This window comes from Rhodococcus sp. KBS0724 (assembly GCF_005938745.2).
Lineage (GTDB): Bacteria > Actinomycetota > Actinomycetes > Mycobacteriales > Mycobacteriaceae > Rhodococcus_F.
In genome coordinates this window covers 1,385,264-1,401,498 of sequence record NZ_VCBX02000001.1, presented here as the reverse complement: position 1 = coordinate 1,401,498, position 16,235 = coordinate 1,385,264, and the positions used below count along the sequence as shown (strand labels likewise).

Sequence of the window (16,235 nt, the reverse complement as noted above, 5' to 3'; positions counted from 1 at the left end):
TCAGCCCAAGGTCCGGAATCCGGCATACGCCTAGCCTGTCACGGATGAGTCTGTTACCGTTCAGCTAACCTTTCTTCGACTGCGCGCGCTCGGAGGAGTGCGCGCAGTGACCCATCAGGGGGACTGGGCGAGGGGCAATTATGAAGGGGAAGCGGTCCGCATGAAACACGATGCACACACAGCAACCTCCTGGTGGTCGATCGGCGAATGGCGCCTCGGTTGGAAGGTCGTCGCGGTCCTTGCCGTTCCGATGCTCATCGCCGTCGTACTCGGCGCCTTCCGGATCCAGGCCGAACTGGCCGAGGCCTCTAGGCTCAGTTCCTCATCCGAACGAGTGCTCGCAGTGCCCGCGGCACTCCACTTGGAGGAAGCTCTGTACGACCTCGCGGTCGCGTCCTCAGCCGGCACTGAAACAACAACTGCCACAACGGCAGTGAATGATTCGATGCAGGAACTTGTCACCGCCGGTCGCTCGTTCCAGGCCGACGACGTTCTCAACGACAAAGTCACCCAAGCGCTGGAGGACAGCACATCCATCGTCGACGAAGTCGCTGCCGGCGCCGTTGCACCCGCCCGTCTCGTCACACTCGTCAATGAAGTGTCCACCAACATCTCGAGCGCATTCACCGACGTGATCAATACATCCCAGCGCCCCATTCTGCGTCAGCGCGGCGGCGAGTTCTCGTCCCTGTGGGAAGCCCGTCGGGCATTGTCCGATCAGCGCGTTCTGTTCGGCTCCGGCCGCCTCGACCAACAAACGCGCACCGCGCTTGCCACCACCGCCGGCATCGAACTCGCAGCACTCGACAAGGTGCTCCCACCAGACGAATCCGACAGCTCACCGACCACGGTGGCCATCAGCGCGCTTCGTACATCCGCGCAGAGCCGCATCGCCGAAATCGGCGCGACCTCGTCGTCGTCCCCGCTCAGCAGCCAGATCGACATCGGACTGCAAACCAGCAGCGACCAGTACGACGATGTCACCGACGCAGCCGTCGAACAGTTCGGTGCCAGCGTGACCGCCGAATCCAACACTGCCCGAACCGCAGCTCTGCGCGACACTGCCCTGGTTCTCGGCGCCGTCCTCGCCGCACTCGTGATCGCGTTGATCATCAGTCGCTCGTTGGTCGATCCCATCCGGCGCCTGCGATTCGCGGCACTGCAGGCATCACGACGCGGACTGCCCGAGGCCATCGAACGAATCCGCTCCGGCGAAAAGATCAGCGACCTCGAAATCCCGCGTGTACCGGTCCACACTCACGAGGAAATCGGACAACTCGCCCGCGCGGTTGACGACATGCACGGGCAGGCCATCAGCCTGGCAGGCGAGCAGGCAACCCTGCGACGCCAGGTCAACGACATGTTCGAAACACTGTCGCGTCGCAACAAGTCCCTCGTCGAACAGCAACTCGGCCTGATCGAGCAACTCGAGCAGGACGAAGACGACCCGAAGCGTCTCGAAAATCTCTTCCGCCTCGACCACATCGCGGCCCGAATGCGGCGCAACGGCGAGAACCTACTCATCTTGTCCGGCACCGAAAGTCGACGCGGCCGCACTGCGCCGATCCAGCTTGCCGACGCTCTCCGCGCCTCCGTCTCCGGTGTCGAGGATTACCTTCGCGTCGGACTCGGCCAGATGCCGTCCGCCGTCATCAGCGGACAAGCCAGCGCAGACGTCGTGCACATTGTCGCCGAACTCCTCGACAACGCGCTGCGATACTCACCGCCGGAGTCGACCGTGACCATCAACGCGGCTCGCACCAACGACAGCTCCATGCTTGTGGAAGTTGCCGATCTGGGGCTCGGAATGTCCACCGCAGATCTTGTCGACGCCAATGGTCGCCTGGCTTCGGGCGGCGAGATGACCCCGGACACCGCCCGGCACATGGGACTGTTCGTCATCAGCCGGATCAGCCTGCGACACAACATTTCTGTTCGGCTGCGTCCCACCGGCAACGCACCAGACCGCGCCGGCATCACCGCCTCGATTCTTCTGCCCGCGGCTCTACTCGAAGCGCATCCGTCCGACACGGCGACTGCACCGCATCCGAGCCCGGCCCACCTGGGTGCTCTGGCCAGGAATGCCGCTCCCGTCCAGGTGCCTCCGGTATCGCCTCCACCCGTCCGCGCTCCCGAACCCACAGTCGCCGAGGCATATTCGATGGGCGCGCAAGCACCCACCATGTCCGCTGCGGGACTTCCTCAGCGTCAACCGGGTAACACCGTCAGAGCGGTCCTGCCCACTCCCGTCGACGGCGCCCCCACCTCCGTTACCTCGCAACTCGGCGCCCCCACATCCGTCGAATCGATCGGGTTGCCACGTCGCACACCGGGTGCCAGTGGGGCACCCGGAATCGGAGATCCCGTCGCAGCAGCGCCGACGCCCGAACCGAGTGCATCACCTGCCGAGCGATTTGTCGCTCCGACAGAAACTGTTTCACCGGAGCCAAGCGCCGAACCGGCACCGCGGCATCGACTCAGCTCCCCCACACCGACCAACACCGCGGCGTTCTTCTCCTCCCGTGCGCGCGACGGTTTCCCACCACGTAGTGGCACACGCACCACGGAATTTTCCGATCAGCCCGTCGCCGCTGCCCCGGCCGCATCACCGATTTACGCTCGCATGGTGTCCGAGTGGCTGGTCGACCCGACAGCGGGGACAACTTCTGCCACAGGAGAAGTCGTCTGGACAACAGAAGCCGACCAGGGGTGGCTTGCGGCCCGGGCGTCGTTCGAGTTGCCCGTCACCAGAATTGCGGACTCCGGTCTACCCATCCGTGATCGTGGTGCGAGGCTGGTTCCCGGTACTGTCGGCGGCACCAACGCCCCAGTGCGCTCGGGCACTCACCGCCAGAGCACGGATCCGGAGAACGTCAGACGCGGGTGGAGCGACTACCAGTCCGGCGTCAGTCGCGGCCGGCGTCGTAGCACTGAGAATACCGTCGGGTCGACCACGCCAAGTGGTGCGAATGTGCGCAACGATGAAGGAGAACAGTGAATTCAGTCGGAGCCCAAGAGACTCCTCGCTCACTCGACTGGCTGGTTTCGGGTTTCGCCCGCGACGTGCCAGGCGTGAGCCACGCGATCATCGTCTCGGCCGACGGGCTGTTGAGTGCTGCGAGCACCCATCTTCCGCTCGATCGAGCTGACCAATTGGCCGCTGTGACTTCGGGACTCGCCAGCCTCTCCGCCGGTGCGTCACGGTTGTTCGACGGCGGAGCCGTCCTGCAATCGGTGGTCGAGATGGAGAACGGCTACCTGCTGCTGATGGGTGTCGGCAGCGGCGCCTATCTGGCCGCGCTGGCCGTCGCGGGATGTGACATCGGTCAGATCGGGTACGAAATGGCCACTCTGGTCGACCGAGTCGGACCCACGATGGACATTGCTGCTCGTTCGGGTCGGGATTCCTGATACTCATGTCCAACCACCCCGAACGCGTTGACCCCGAACCGAGTCTGGTTCGTCCATACGCGCTCACCGAAGGCCGGACACAGCCGTCCATCGACCTCCCCATCGAAGCGATTGTCGCGACCATGGAGGACGCCGTCGCCGGGCACCTTGCGCCTGAAGACATTCGCGCCTCGATAGTCTCCCTCTGTGAGCAGCGGATCTCCATCGCGGAAATCGGTGCACACCTTGGTGTTCCGATCGGGGTGGCCCGGGTCCTGGTGGCGGATCTGATCGTCGCCGGGGCATTGGAAGTACAAGCCACTCTGCGAAGCGATGCGACTGCGGTCGAGCGCCGCGAATTGATCGAAAGGACCCTCAGTGGACTTCGGGCACTCTGACGCATCGTCTCGCGTCACCTCGACGAAAATCGTGATCGCCGGCGGCTTCGGTGTCGGAAAGACCACCCTTGTCGGGACGGTCTCCGAAATCGTCCCGCTGCGCACCGAAGCATTGGTGACCGACGCCAGTGACGGTATCGACCACCTCGGCGCGACGCCGAACAAGGACACCACAACAGTCGCAATGGATTTCGGCCGCATCACGCTGGCCGACGACTTGGTCCTGTATCTCTTCGGCACACCTGGTCAACGACGGTTCTGGTTCATGTGGGACGACCTCATCACCGGTGCCATCGGCGCTGTCATCCTTGTCGACACACGCCGCCTCGAAGACAGCTTTGCCGCTGTCGACTTCTTCGAAGCGCGCGGTTTGCCGTTCATCGTGGCAGTCAACCGTTTTGACGGAGCCCCCATACACGCCGCGAGTGACCTTCGGCAGGCTCTCGCGCTTCCCAACCGCGTACCGATGATCGAAATCGACGCGCGTAACCGGGAATCCGCGAAGCAGGCTTTGATCACGATCACCGAGTACGCGCTCGAACGTATTGCGGCCGCAGCACTTTACTAACACCTCGGACAACAACGACCCTAAGGAACTCCGCATGTCGGATGAAATGCACCATTTCTCGATGGGAATCTGGCTGCTCGGACTGGCGTTCGCCGTTGCAGTCTCGGGATCGGTCATCGGATTGGCGTGTACCCGGCACGGCGCCGCGGCCACGCACCCTGGGGCGCGCCTGCGCTGGTTGTTCATGGGTGCACTGTCCATCGGTGGTGTCGGTATCTGGTTGATGCACTTCATCGCAATGCTCGGGTTTGCCGTGCCCGGCAGTCCCATTCGCTACAGCCTGACCTGGACGATCATTTCGGCGCTTATGTCCGTAACCGCAGTATTTGTCGGTTTGTTGATCGTCGGCACCGAATTCCGCTGGTCGAGGCTCCTGGCCGCCGGCTTCCTCGTCGGCATCGCGGTCAACGTCATGCACTACACGGGTATGCGGGCCTTACGATTTCAAGGCGAGATCAACTACAACATGTACTTCGTCGCACTCTCGCTTGTGATTGCCGTTGTTGCCGGTACCGCCGCGTTGTGGTTCACGATGGTGATGGAATCCACCGTCATGCGATTGATCGCCGGAGTGATCATGGGTGTCGCCGTGGTCGGCATGCACTACACCGGGATGGCCGCGGTGGAGGTTGTCCACGACACGTCCGCTCCCGCACCCGTCGGGCTCGAGGTGTTCGCGTTCCTCTTCCCAGTCTTCGTCATCGGGCTTCTGGCGATGGCAGTGCCGATCGTCGCCGTCCTGACAGTTCCTGATCGCGAGATCGCCCGCATGGATTCCGCTGCAGACGATCTGGCTTTCGAAGCACGCGAGTTTGCAACTCGGAACTGACGTTGTACGGCCGCGACTAACCGTGGCCGTACAGCTTGTCGTATGCGGCTTTCTCGGCGTCGTGGCGAGTGACCTTCTTCGGATTCTCCAGATCTGCGGGCAGTCCGTGACGTTCGAGTCGACGAGACCTGTTCTGCGCCATGTAGGAAACGGAATAGAACAGCGCCAGCAATACACCGAGAAGCACCATGGAAGCCCTCAGCGCCCATGGCCCTGGGAAGAGCATGAAGACCGCAAAGACCGGCAGGAACGGCACCATGCTGCGGACGAGGTGCCGGGGCACGGCCCAATCGCCGATCAGATCGTTGCGAACCCATTCCTGCATGGAATCCGGCAACTTACGACCGAACGAATAACCCAGCCACTGAAGAGGGTTCGGTGACGCATGTTGTTTCCCTGCGGGCGCGGCAGACATATCCTTGCCTTTCATTGGTCCAATGCTCCAGCGCGCAACGCGGCTTCATTGACCCGCGTCAACACTGTGTGAAGTTCTTCGAGTTCAGCCAGTCCCACGCCAAGCTTCTCCACCACTGCCGGCGGAATCTTCTCCGCCTCGCTCCGCAAGGCTGCACCAGCCTCGGTGAGATCGACATCGAGTTGACGCTCGTCAGCCCGGCTTCGCGTTCGCGTGATCAGCCCGGATGCCTCGAGGCGTTTGAGGAGTGGTGACAGAGTAGGCGAATCGAGCTGTAGCGCTTGCCCGATTTCCTTGACCGCCATCGGAGCCTTGCCCCACAGCGCCAGCATCACAAGGTACTGAGGATGCGTGAGACCCATGGGCTCTAGCAATGGACGGTATACGGACAGCACTGCCCGGTTTGCAACGGCGAGCGCAAAACACACCTGGCGATCGAGCGCCAGTGGATCGGTGAGCGACTCCTGCGTGGTCATGAGTACACCGTAACAGATTAGTTCGTGCGATAACTAATACTGCACTAACTAAATCTTGGGCAACCACAGTCAGGAATAGACCCGGATCCGGTCATGTTGAACCAACGCGTGACTCTTTCCCCCACTTCGAACGCACCCGAGGCCTCCGCGTTGCGCGGCCTCTTCCAGCCCTTCGAGGTCAAATCACTCTCGTTGCGTAACCGCTTTGCCATGGCCCCGATGACCCGCGCCTTCTCCCCCGACGGAATTCCCGGCGCCGACGTCGCCGAGTACTACCGTCGTCGCGCAGCGGGAGGCGTCGGTCTGATCATCACCGAAGGCACGTACATCCCTGACCCCGCCGCCGGCCCGCATACCCGAGTACCGCGTATCTACGGCGACTCGAGCCTGGACGGCTGGCGCTCGGTTGTCGACGCCGTCCATGCCGAGGGCGGATCCATCATTCCGCAGCTGTGGCATCTGGGTGTCGAGCGCGGCGAGAACTCTCGCCTCAATCCCGACGTGGAGACCGTCAGTCCTTCCGGGCTCGCACTGGACGGCACTCGCTTGGGACGAGAATTCACCTCGTCGGATCTCGAAACGCTGAAGCAGGCCTGGGTCGACGCCGCCCTCAATGCGCAGAGCACTGGATTCGACGGCTTGGAACTACACGGCGCGCACGGTTACCTGCTCGACGAATTCCTGTGGGCTGGAACCAATGTCCGCACCGATACGTACGGTGGATCGCTCGAAGCTCGAACCCGCTTCCCCGCTGAGGTTGTCGCTGCCATACGCGAGGCCGTCGGAAACGAGTTTGCAATCGTCTACCGATTCTCGCAGTGGAAGTCGGGCCAGTACGACGCTCGGATCGCCCAGAATCCGGCGGAACTGGGGCGCATCCTCACTCCTCTGGTCGACGCCGGGGTTGATGTGCTGCATCCGTCTACGAGGCGGCACTGGGAGCCGGCGTTCGCCGAAATCGACGGCGATGACGGCAAACTCGGACTCGCAGGCTGGACGAAGAAGTTGACCGGCCTGCCCACCATCACAGTGGGATCGATCGGGCTCGATTCCGTATTCACCACGGCCTTCACCGCTGATGCCGCATCCGCTGTCACCGGACTGGAGCGTCTCGAAGCTCAGTACGACGACGGCGAATTCGACATGGTTGCCATTGGACGCGCACTGCTCGCCGACCCCGAATGGGTGGAAAAACTCCGCACCGGACGCACCGACGAACACATCGCTTTCACCGCAGAGCACCGCACCCATCTGAACTGACCCGATACGGCAAACGGCACTCCCGCTCGATCTGTGGGAGTGCCGTTTGTCGTGTTGTTCTAGCTCCCGAACACCGCCGGATCCGGACCGATCCGACCGGACGGATCATCAAGCGCTCCAATGGCATTGATCTCGTCCGGCGTCAATGCAAATCCGAAGACGTCGAAGTTCGCCTTGATGCGCTCAGGCGTCACCGACTTGGGAATCACGACGTTGCCGATCTGCAGATGCCACCGAATGACCACCTGAGCTGCCGTGACGCCGTGGGCGTCGGCGATTGCCGTGATGACGGGATCCGTGAGTAGCGTGCCCTGGCCGAGCGGACTCCACGCCTCCGTGGCAATCCCCTTGCCGGTGTGGAAGGCGCGAAGCTCGGACTGGTTGAACTTGGGGTGAAGCTCGATCTGGTTGAGAACTGGCACCTCACCCGTTTCCCCGATCACCCGTTCGAGGTTGTCGACGGTGAAGTTCGAAACACCGATCGACCGCACCCGGCCGTCGGCCTTGAGCTTCTGAAATGCCTTGAACGTATCGACGTAGAGGTCCTTCGACGGCACCGGCCAGTGGATCAGGTAGAGGTCGAGGTACTCGAGGCCGAGGCGTTCCAGGCTTGCGTCGAACGCAGCCAGCGTCGACTCGTATCCCTGATCGTCGTTCCACAGCTTGGTGGTGATGTAGAGGTCTTCGCGGTTGATGCCGGACTCGGCAATCGCCTGTCCGACGCCTGCTTCGTTGCCGTAGATCTTGGCGGTGTCGATACTTCGATAACCAGCCTGCAAAGCGGTTGATACGGCGTCACGGGTTTCGTTGTCCGGTACTTGGAAAACACCGAATCCCAAAGCTGGAATGGCCTTGCCGTCGGCCAGCACAATGCTCGGAACAGTGGTCGTATCTTGTGGTTCGGTCATACCTACGCAACGCGGCACCGCGGCGCAGTGTTCCCGCGCAACCCCCTTGTTCTGCTCCAAAAGCCCGTCTACCTTGGAGTGCGTGCCTTGAAATCTCCTCGAGAAAAAGGGACTGCGATGCGTCCTCCCTATCATCTCGCCTACAAAGTAGGAGTGACTCCGTGGGAGCACACCCGGCGAGGTTTTGATACCCAACTGTCCGCACTACTCGACTCGATTCCCCTCCCCGACCATGGGCGCGCCCTCGACATCGGCTGCGGGACCGGCAAGCACTCCATCGACATGGCAAAGCGTGGCTGGCAGGTCACCGGCGTCGACATCGAGCAGGAAGCCCTGGACAAAGCCCGGATCCGGGCCCGCGACGCCCACTCGACCGTTCGATTCCTGCACGAGGACGCAACCGATCTGCACATCGCCGTGGACCCAGGTCACATGCTCGTCCTGGACATCGGTTGCTTCCACGGACTGGACGATCAGGAGCGCCGTCACTATGCGGAGTCCGTCAACGCCATCACGGCACCGGGCGCGTCGTTGATCATGTTTGCCTTCAGTCGCGGTCATCGGTGGCCGATACCGCATGGCGTGTCGAAGGCAGACGTGGCCCGAGCCTTCGACGGTTGGACCATGGTGTCGAGTGATCCGGCCGATATGTCCGATGCGCCGTTGCCTGCCCGTGCGGCCCATCCGTGCTGGTACCACCTGGTGCGGCGCTAACGCTGTGCGCCTTTATTAACCGCCCACGGTTAATAAAGGCGCACAGCACAGGGGATACTTCACGTGTGACTGCAACACTGCGCATCAGCGGACTCTCAGCTTCCCGGGGAGAACGCACCCTGTTCTCCGATCTCGATCTCACCGTCGCTCCCGGCGACGTCATCGGACTTGTCGGCGCCAACGGCGCGGGCAAGTCGACACTCCTGACCGCACTGGCGGGAACCGGGACCGCTGATGTGGAAGGGTCGATCACCCTCAGCCCGCCAGACGCCGCTGTCGGCTACCTGGCGCAGGAACCAGACCGCATCGTCGGCGAGACCGTGCTCGAATTCCTGGGCCGACGCACCGGTGTCACTCAGGCCGAGGACGTCATGAACGCGGCGGCGGAAACCCTCGCGGATTCCGAAGTGGATCTGTACTCCCCGGCACTCGAGCGGTGGCTCACACTCGGCGGCGCGGATCTGGTGGAGCGCGCCGAAAAAGTTGTCGACGAACTGGGCCTGGGTGTTCCCCTCGACGCGCACATGACGGCGCTGTCCGGCGGTCAGGCGGCTCGGGCCGGCCTCGCGTCGCTGTTGCTCTCGCGCTACGACATCCTGCTGCTCGACGAGCCCACCAACGATCTCGATCTGCGCGGACTCGAGCAACTCGAACGTTTTGTCGCCGAAACGCGGGCGGCGCTGGTTGTGGTGAGTCACGATCGCGAGTTCCTTTCACGCACCGTCACCGGAATCGTGGAACTCGATCTGGCACAACAGAATATCGCCGTCTACGACGGTGGCTACGAGTCATATCTCGCCGAGCGTGAGATTGCCCGTCAGCACGCGCGCGAGGCGTTCGAAGAATATGCGGGCACCAGATCCGAACTCGAAGATCGCGCCCAGATGCAGCGCAACTGGATGGAACACGGCGTCCGCAACGCGCGCCGTAAGGCCAAGGACAACGACAAGATCGGCCGCGGATTGCGTACCGAGTCGACGGAAAAGCAAGCGGCAAAAGCCCGTCAGACTCAACGCCGCATCGAGCGTCTCGACGTGGTGGAAGAGCCTCGCAAGGAATGGGAGTTGCGCATGGAGATCGCGGCCGCTCCGCGATCCGGGTCCGTGGTCGCAACCACCAACGGCGCCAAGGTCACTCGCGGCCAGTTCACCTTCGGCCCCGTCACGACGCAAATCGATTGGGGTGACCGCATTCTCATCACCGGCGCTAACGGCGCGGGCAAGACCACCCTGTTGAACGTCCTACTCGGCAAACTCGCTCCGGACGAGGGAATCGCTTCCCTCGGATCCGGTGTCGCGATCGGCGAGATCGATCAGGCCAGAGGGCTCTTCGAGGGCGATCAGCCGGTGGTCGAGGCTTTCGGCGCACAGGTCCCGGAGTGGCCCGACGCCGATGTCCGTACCCTCCTCGCCAAGTTCGGCCTACGTGGGCATCACGTACTGCGGTCGGCGGCGTCTCTCTCCCCCGGTGAAAGGACCAGGGCTGCACTGGCTTTGCTCCAAGCCCGCGGGGTCAATCTCCTCGTGCTCGACGAGCCCACCAACCACCTCGACCTGCCGGCAATCGAGCAACTCGAGCAGGCGATGGAATCTTTCGAGGGCACGTTGCTTCTGGTCACTCACGATCGCCGGATGCTCAGCTCCACTCGCAGCACCCGCAAGTGGCGGATGGACGACGGGCAACTTTTCGAGGAGTAGCAATTTTCGAGGGGTAGAAGTCGCGCGCTTGCGCAGACATCACGCGTGTGCAACTATTTACCTGGCGCACACAATAGTTGCATGCGCGTGATAGGTGCCCGCGGCCCATAAGGCCGTCGCCGCACCGCGAGCCTCGAAAGGACCCACGATGTTGTCGATACCCGACCGCACACTGACCCACGGAACCACCGGCGAACCGATCACCATTCCGCAACTCGGTTACGGCGTGTTCCAAGTTCCGGACGAGCAGACCGAGGATGTCACCGCCACCGCCCTCGACCTGGGATATCGCCACATCGACACCGCGTCGATCTACGGAAACGAAGCCGGCGTCGGCCGCGCAATCGCAGCTGCAGGCATTCCCAGGCAAGAACTGTTTGTCACCACCAAATTGTGGAACGACGATCAGGGCCACGACCGCACACTGGCAGCGTTCGACACCAGTTTGAACAAGCTGGGCCTGGACTACGTCGACCTGTACCTGATCCACTGGCCGGCACCGAGCAAGGGCCTGATCGCGCAGACTTGGGCGGCGTTCGAGGAGATTCTCGCGTCCGGACGGACCCGGGCAATTGGCGTCTCCAACTTCCTCCCCGAGCACCTCGATCTACTGGCAGAGCGCAGTTCGGTTACACCAGCCGTCAACCAGATCGAGCTGCACCCCAGGCTGGCGCAGCACGCGTCGCGGAAGTACGCGCAGGACCGCGGCATCGCGATCGAGGCGTGGAGCCCACTCGGCCAGGGCACAATCCTCGACGATCCGACTATCGTCGACATCGCCGGCGCGCTGGGAAAATCCCCGGCACAGGTGATCTTGCGCTGGCACATCGAGAAGGGCCATACCGTACTGTCCAAGACGGTGACACCGCAGCGCATGCGCGACAACGCCGACATCTTCGACTTCGCTTTGGGCGCCGATCAGTCGGCCGCCATCGCCGCACTGAACACGGATAGCCGCGTCGGTCCCGATCCGCTCGAATTGAACTGAGCCGAAATATAATTCACGATTCTTTGCGCGGCGTCAATGCGAGCAGGACCGCATCGACGGCCTGTTCCGCCAGGTGCACATCCAGGGGCAGATGCCGGAACAGCGCCCGGTAATAGACTGGCGCCGCCAGTGCATCGAGCACAAAATCCAGATCGAAGTCCGCAAGAATCTCCCCGCGGGCGCGCGCCGATTCCAGCACTGCCGCAGTGGAATTGCGTCGCGGCTCGAAGAAAGACTCCCGGAAAGCGCCGGCCAGTTCCTGATCTGCCGCCAGATCCGCAACCAGAGCCGGGAGCACGGAGCCGACAACGGTGTCCCGCAGTCCCACAACCACAGTCGTGATGCCGGCGATCAGATCAGCGCGAAGATCGCCGGTGTCCGGCGTCGGATGAATACCGATCTGCCCGGCCACCACATCGACAACCAGATGCCGCTTGGACGGCCACCGCCGGTAAATCGCGGGCCGGTGAATACCGGCTCTCGATGCGACGGATCCGATCGACAGCTCGGCATAACCCTTCTCCGCCAACAACTCCAAGGTCGCCGCAATGACGGCGTCGTCGATTCGGTCGTCTCGGGTGCGCACCATCTACAGTACCGGCCGTGGCATCAGGACCAGGCGCCATCCGTCGGGATCCTCGAAGGTCATTCCGCCGTTCTCGATCCAGTACGGATTCTCGGACTCGACCGGTTCATGCCCGGCCTCACCCAACCGTTGGACCACCTCGTACATCGCGGACTCTCCGGCGAAGTACAGAACCAGCAGATTGTCGCGGGTGGGCGCCGGACAGGGACTGCCATCTTCATGGGTTGTGAATTCGAGGTGATAACTCGCATCCGGCAGTCCCAGCATGATGCCGTCATATCCCGCATGCCCGGAAAATCGATACAACTCGGCAAAGCCCACACAATCGCGATAAAACGCAGTCACCTCGGCAAGCCGGTCGGTGGGGCGCGCGATGCGCACTTGGACAACGGAAAGTTCTGTAGGCCAGGTCGTCATATCTAAACGGTACAGTACGTACCGTAACAACCTCTAGAGGCGATCATTCTCCGGAAACGGCGCCGTGGGCATGAACCGCGGACGAGCGAAGAGCACCGAAAGATTGGTCGGTTGAGACTCCACCGGACGATCCGACCGATACAGCAAAGCCTGCTGCGGCGTGCTCACCCATTCACACACGAAGATGTCGCCGATACGCAGCACCGGAACGTGCGAACCGTCCTCGAGACGAACCGTCACGTCGGCCTGCGCGTCGGACTGCCCGTAGACGACCCACCAGGATTCGCCCTCGACGTCGCCGGGAGTGTGCTGCCCGATGCCGATAACGGCCCCTTTTTCCATGGGCGCATGCCAGACCTCGTCACGCCCGTGTTGCCCCACGCTGTAACTACCGTCCTCGCGCACGCGAACCACAACGCCGGACTTTTCGAGTACCAACTGATCGACAACCATGTCGCACACCCTAATCCGGTCAGCCCACACCGGCAGGACTTCTGAAATTGCAATTCTTGACAATTCGTTGGGTTTTTACAACACTTTGATGCATGAGCCCAGTCCGGCGGGGAGATGCGCTCCCCATCTTCAATCGCATCGGCGTACTTCGTGCCGAGCGGAAGATGAGTCGGGCGCAGCTGGCGCACCTTGTCGATGTCAATCCCCAGACCGTCGGCGCACTCGAGCGCGGCGACCACTACCCCAGCCTGGATCTCGCGTTCCGCATCTGCGACGTGTTCGATCTCCCGGTGGAAGCGGTGTTCTCCCGCACGGAGTTCAGCCCCCTGTCCACCGAGGTCTACCGATCGGGCCGACTCACCGAAGGGAGCGAAAAGAACAGTGTCCCCACAAAATCCGAATCAACAAAATCTGAATCAACTGAATCCGAATGAAACGAACCTGATCGACCGCTACCAGGCGCGCCGTACCCGGCAGTTCCTGGCGAGTGAGGAGATTTTCCGCCAGTGGTTGCCCAAGTGGCGGACACGTCGACGCCGACGTCTGCTCGTGATCGCACTCGGCGTCGTGTTCGCCGCGATGACTGTCTCGGCAGTCGCATTTCTTTTCAACACCACAGTGGCTCCGTTGCTCTGGATACCGCTCACCTTCGTGTTTGTGCCCTTGTGGACGTCAGTGCAAGTGGTCTCGGGACGCCAAGGCGACGCACCACGTGACGCACTCGACGAATGGGAGATTCAGCAGCGCAACAGTGCCCGCTCCATCGCGCTGACCGTGACCCAAACGTTGGTCTTCATTGTCGCGATATTCCTGATTTTCACCTCGACAGTGGGGTGGAATGTAGAGAGACTGGCGTACTCGGGAGGTGGGATGGCAATCACCGCGATGCTGATCGGCGCATGTACACCGGCGATGATCCTTGCCTGGACGCAGCCCGATCCGGAACCCGGCGACATGGACTAGACGGGACGCACACCGAATACCCCGCACTACCGAACCTGAGCATTCGACCACTGGGAAGGAACCATGCCAGCCACCCTCACGATCGACGGCATCTCTAAACGCTACGGCGACGTCGTTGCACTCGACAACCTCAGCTTCGAGGTACATCCAGGCGAAATCTTCGGGTTTGTCGGGAGCAACGGCGCCGGGAAAACAACAACCATGCGCATCGCGCTCGGAGTGCTGGCGGCCGATTCCGGGGAGGTACGTCTCGGCGGTAAACCCGTCGACCTCGATGTCCGACGCACCATCGGGTACATGCCCGAGGAGCGGGGACTGTATCCCAAGATGAAGGTGGGCACCCAATTGTCGTACCTCGCAGAACTACACGGCCTGTCCAAGGCCGACGCGCGGGCGGCAACAGAGCGGTGGACGCAGCGATTGGACATAGCCGGCCGGGTCAAGGACACCGTCGACTCACTGTCGTTGGGCAATCAGCAACGCGTGCAACTCGCTGCCGCCCTGGTGCACGACCCCGCGGTACTGGTTCTGGACGAACCCTTTTCAGGTTTGGACCCGGTGGCTGTCGACGTCATGAGCGAAGTCCTGGTCGAAAAGGCACGCACCGGCGTGCCCGTCATCTTCTCCAGCCACCAACTCGAACTGGTGGAGCGCCTGTGCGATCGTGTGGGCATCATCAGCCGGGGAAGCATGCGCGAGATCGGAACGGTGGACGAGCTGCGCGGTAAAGGTAATGCCCAACTCGAAGTGCACGCACCGGACGCACCCGCAGGCTGGGCTGATCACCTTATCGGTGTCTCGGCAATCAGCCACGGCGGTGGACGGACGCTCCTGAGTGTAGACGCCACCGCTGACGATCAGCAGATCCTGCACGCAGCGCTGAAAACCGGTCCGGTTCACGAATTCACCCGTCGACGACCGTCGTTGACCGATCTGTTCCGCGAGGTGGTTGCAGCGTGAGTACGCAGTTGAGTGGGGCACGCGCCATCGGTTTGGTTGCGCGGCGCGAATTCACCACGCAGATAGCCAAGAAGAGCTTCCTGATCAGCAACATCATCATCTTGATCGCGATTGTCGGTGGCATCATCGGCATTTCGCTGTTCTCCGGCGGTGATGACAGCAAGTCCACGATCGGTGTGGTTGGCGATCAGTCACTCTCACAGACTCTGGTCGCTACCGGCGACGCGATCGGAACTCCGGTCGAGATCACGGAATACAGCGATGAGCAGACCGCTCGAGCCGATGTGAAGGACGGAAACCTCGACGTTGCAGTCGTACCGGGCGACGGCGGTAGCGTCACCGTCATCACGAACAAGGAAATCGACACCAATCTCCGTGTGGTTGTCGAGAGTTCGGTTGCCCAGCAAGCACAGTCGGCCGCGTTGACCGGCGTGGGAGTCGATCCGGGGCAGCTTGCCAGCGCGACGGCAGCAGCCACGGTCACCGTCGACACCCTCGATCCACCCGACCCCGAGCAAGGCCAGCGCATCGCGCTGTCCGTTGCCGCGGTGGCTCTGCTGTACATGCAGATCATGTTGTTCGGCACCTATGTGGCTATGGGCGTCGTGGAGGAAAAGTCGAGTCGCGTTGTCGAACTGCTACTTTCGACGCTCCGGCCGTTGCAGTTGCTGTGGGGTAAGGTACTCGGCATCGGCGCGGTAGGACTGCTTCAGTTGGCTGCCTACGCAATAGCCGGAGTCGGCACAGGTCTGGCAACCGGGTTGCTGACTGTGACCGGAACGGCGATCGGTGTGCTGATCGGCACCATCGGCTGGTTCATTCTCGGGTTCGCATTCTTTGCCGTTCTCTATGCCGCCGCGGGTTCCATGGTGTCGCGGCAGGAGGACGTCAACGCAACGGCCGCACCACTGGTGATCCTCATCGTCGCAATGTTCGGTATCGCGTTCTCCACCGTCGGAAACCCGGACGGAACGCTGAGCAACGTTCTCAGTTGGATTCCGCCGTTCTCCGCCATCCTCATGCCGCTGCGCATCGCTGCGGGTGTGGCAACGCCGTTCCAGATCGTGGGCACCATCGTGCTGATGCTGACGGTGACCGTCATCTTCTCGATGATCGCGGCAAAGATCTACCAGCGCTCCATCCTTCGCATCGGCAAGGTCGTCTCGTGGAAGGAGGCGTTCGGCCGCTGATCCGGTTTCACACTCCCGCACCT

General features: G+C 62.2%; 19 protein-coding genes. 13 read left to right on the top strand and 6 right to left on the bottom strand.

Annotated elements, in window-relative coordinates:
- Window positions 1–160 precede the first annotated feature (160 nt).
- From FFI94_RS06490 to FFI94_RS06470, 5 genes are read left to right on the top strand one after another with little or no spacing between them, the layout of a single operon-like run.
- Window positions 161–2,998 carry an ATP-binding protein gene (locus FFI94_RS06490; protein ID WP_138872262.1) on the top strand — a complete coding sequence of 946 codons (2,838 nt, stop codon included), beginning with the start codon at window positions 161–163 and terminating at the stop codon, window positions 2,996–2,998.
- Window positions 2,995–3,411 carry a roadblock/LC7 domain-containing protein gene (locus FFI94_RS06485; protein ID WP_138872261.1) on the top strand — a complete coding sequence of 139 codons (417 nt, stop codon included), beginning with the start codon at window positions 2,995–2,997 and terminating at the stop codon, window positions 3,409–3,411. Before FFI94_RS06490 ends, FFI94_RS06485 begins: the two co-directional genes overlap by 4 nt.
- 5 nt (window positions 3,412–3,416) lie before the next feature.
- Window positions 3,417–3,788 (top strand): DUF742 domain-containing protein, encoded by a 372-nt coding sequence (locus FFI94_RS06480; RefSeq protein WP_138872260.1) that lies wholly within the window; start codon window positions 3,417–3,419, stop codon window positions 3,786–3,788.
- Window positions 3,769–4,356, top strand: coding sequence for an ATP/GTP-binding protein (locus FFI94_RS06475; RefSeq protein ID WP_033234142.1), 588 nt, complete (start codon window positions 3,769–3,771; stop codon window positions 4,354–4,356). The genes FFI94_RS06480 and FFI94_RS06475 overlap by 20 nt, the downstream gene beginning before the upstream one ends.
- Before the next feature lie 34 nt (window positions 4,357–4,390).
- Complete coding sequence (locus FFI94_RS06470; RefSeq protein ID WP_138872259.1) at window positions 4,391–5,185, top strand: MHYT domain-containing protein; 795 nt, start codon at window positions 4,391–4,393, stop codon at window positions 5,183–5,185.
- 16 nt (window positions 5,186–5,201) lie between these two features.
- Here the strand turns inward: FFI94_RS06470 and FFI94_RS06465 are convergent, their stop codons facing one another.
- On the bottom strand, window positions 5,202–5,615 hold the full coding sequence (locus tag FFI94_RS06465) for a DUF5313 family protein (RefSeq protein ID WP_138872258.1): 414 nt from the start codon (window positions 5,613–5,615) through the stop codon (window positions 5,202–5,204).
- Window positions 5,612–6,076 carry a MarR family winged helix-turn-helix transcriptional regulator gene (locus FFI94_RS06460; protein WP_033234140.1) on the bottom strand — a complete coding sequence of 155 codons (465 nt, stop codon included), beginning with the start codon at window positions 6,074–6,076 and terminating at the stop codon, window positions 5,612–5,614. The genes FFI94_RS06465 and FFI94_RS06460 overlap by 4 nt, the downstream gene beginning before the upstream one ends.
- Before the next feature lie 108 nt (window positions 6,077–6,184).
- On the opposite strand from FFI94_RS06460, the gene FFI94_RS06455 reads away from it, so the two are divergent.
- Complete coding sequence (locus FFI94_RS06455) at window positions 6,185–7,336, top strand: NADH:flavin oxidoreductase (RefSeq protein ID WP_138873633.1); 1,152 nt, start codon at window positions 6,185–6,187, stop codon at window positions 7,334–7,336.
- 59 nt (window positions 7,337–7,395) lie between these two features.
- Here the strand turns inward: FFI94_RS06455 and FFI94_RS06450 are convergent, their stop codons facing one another.
- The gene (locus tag FFI94_RS06450; RefSeq protein ID WP_138872257.1) at window positions 7,396–8,244 is read right to left on the bottom strand and encodes an aldo/keto reductase; all 849 of its coding nucleotides are present in this window, start codon (window positions 8,242–8,244) and stop codon (window positions 7,396–7,398) included.
- A gap of 153 nt (window positions 8,245–8,397) precedes the next feature.
- Between FFI94_RS06450 and FFI94_RS06445 the strand changes: the two genes are divergently transcribed.
- From FFI94_RS06445 to FFI94_RS06435, 3 genes are all read left to right on the top strand, one after another.
- Complete coding sequence (locus tag FFI94_RS06445; protein ID WP_260683890.1) at window positions 8,398–8,958, top strand: class I SAM-dependent methyltransferase; 561 nt, start codon at window positions 8,398–8,400, stop codon at window positions 8,956–8,958.
- Window positions 8,959–9,023: 65 nt separating this feature from the next.
- A complete protein-coding gene (locus FFI94_RS06440) occupies window positions 9,024–10,655 on the top strand; it encodes an ABC-F family ATP-binding cassette domain-containing protein (RefSeq protein WP_138872255.1) in 1,632 nt (543 codons plus the stop codon).
- Window positions 10,656–10,803: 148 nt separating this feature from the next.
- Window positions 10,804–11,643, top strand: a complete 840-nt coding sequence (locus tag FFI94_RS06435; protein ID WP_138872254.1) for an aldo/keto reductase — start codon at window positions 10,804–10,806, stop codon at window positions 11,641–11,643.
- A 13-nt stretch (window positions 11,644–11,656) separates the two neighbouring features.
- Here the strand turns inward: FFI94_RS06435 and FFI94_RS06430 are convergent, their stop codons facing one another.
- The 3 genes from FFI94_RS06430 to FFI94_RS06420 are packed head-to-tail and all read right to left on the bottom strand — an operon-like array spanning window position 11,657 to window position 13,099.
- The gene (locus FFI94_RS06430) at window positions 11,657–12,232 is read right to left on the bottom strand and encodes a TetR/AcrR family transcriptional regulator (RefSeq protein WP_138872253.1); all 576 of its coding nucleotides are present in this window, start codon (window positions 12,230–12,232) and stop codon (window positions 11,657–11,659) included.
- On the bottom strand, window positions 12,233–12,646 hold the full coding sequence (locus tag FFI94_RS06425) for a VOC family protein (RefSeq protein WP_138872252.1): 414 nt from the start codon (window positions 12,644–12,646) through the stop codon (window positions 12,233–12,235).
- Window positions 12,647–12,679: 33 nt separating this feature from the next.
- Window positions 12,680–13,099: a hypothetical protein gene (locus FFI94_RS06420; protein WP_138872251.1), complete on the bottom strand. Its 420-nt coding sequence runs from the start codon at window positions 13,097–13,099 to the stop codon at window positions 12,680–12,682.
- A gap of 92 nt (window positions 13,100–13,191) precedes the next feature.
- On the opposite strand from FFI94_RS06420, the gene FFI94_RS06415 reads away from it, so the two are divergent.
- The 4 genes from FFI94_RS06415 to FFI94_RS06400 all read left to right on the top strand — a co-directional run bounded on the left by FFI94_RS06415 (window position 13,192) and on the right by FFI94_RS06400 (window position 16,212).
- Entirely contained in the window at window positions 13,192–13,533 is a 342-nt protein-coding gene (locus tag FFI94_RS06415; protein ID WP_138872250.1) for a helix-turn-helix transcriptional regulator, read from the top strand.
- Window positions 13,481–14,062 (top strand): hypothetical protein, encoded by a 582-nt coding sequence (locus FFI94_RS06410; RefSeq protein WP_260683889.1) that lies wholly within the window; start codon window positions 13,481–13,483, stop codon window positions 14,060–14,062. The genes FFI94_RS06415 and FFI94_RS06410 overlap by 53 nt, the downstream gene beginning before the upstream one ends.
- 63 nt (window positions 14,063–14,125) lie before the next feature.
- Entirely contained in the window at window positions 14,126–15,022 is an 897-nt protein-coding gene (locus tag FFI94_RS06405; protein WP_138872249.1) for an ABC transporter ATP-binding protein, read from the top strand.
- A complete protein-coding gene (locus FFI94_RS06400) occupies window positions 15,019–16,212 on the top strand; it encodes an ABC transporter permease (RefSeq protein WP_138872248.1) in 1,194 nt (397 codons plus the stop codon). Before FFI94_RS06405 ends, FFI94_RS06400 begins: the two co-directional genes overlap by 4 nt.
- Window positions 16,213–16,235 lie beyond the last annotated feature (23 nt).

Coding starts and splice junctions, on each gene's coding strand:
- FFI94_RS06490 (WP_138872262.1), top strand. CDS start 161: ATGAAACACGATGCACACACAGCAACCTCCTGGTGGTCGATCGGCGAA.
- FFI94_RS06480 (WP_138872260.1), top strand. CDS start 3,417: ATGTCCAACCACCCCGAACGCGTTGACCCCGAACCGAGTCTGGTTCGT.
- FFI94_RS06470 (WP_138872259.1), top strand. CDS start 4,391: ATGTCGGATGAAATGCACCATTTCTCGATGGGAATCTGGCTGCTCGGA.
- FFI94_RS06465 (WP_138872258.1), bottom strand. CDS start 5,615: ATGAAAGGCAAGGATATGTCTGCCGCGCCCGCAGGGAAACAACATGCG.
- FFI94_RS06460 (WP_033234140.1), bottom strand. CDS start 6,076: ATGACCACGCAGGAGTCGCTCACCGATCCACTGGCGCTCGATCGCCAG.
- FFI94_RS06450 (WP_138872257.1), bottom strand. CDS start 8,244: ATGACCGAACCACAAGATACGACCACTGTTCCGAGCATTGTGCTGGCC.
- FFI94_RS06435 (WP_138872254.1), top strand. CDS start 10,804: ATGTTGTCGATACCCGACCGCACACTGACCCACGGAACCACCGGCGAA.
- FFI94_RS06430 (WP_138872253.1), bottom strand. CDS start 12,232: ATGGTGCGCACCCGAGACGACCGAATCGACGACGCCGTCATTGCGGCG.
- FFI94_RS06425 (WP_138872252.1), bottom strand. CDS start 12,646: ATGACGACCTGGCCTACAGAACTTTCCGTTGTCCAAGTGCGCATCGCG.
- FFI94_RS06420 (WP_138872251.1), bottom strand. CDS start 13,099: ATGGTTGTCGATCAGTTGGTACTCGAAAAGTCCGGCGTTGTGGTTCGC.
- FFI94_RS06415 (WP_138872250.1), top strand. CDS start 13,192: ATGAGCCCAGTCCGGCGGGGAGATGCGCTCCCCATCTTCAATCGCATC.
- FFI94_RS06405 (WP_138872249.1), top strand. CDS start 14,126: ATGCCAGCCACCCTCACGATCGACGGCATCTCTAAACGCTACGGCGAC.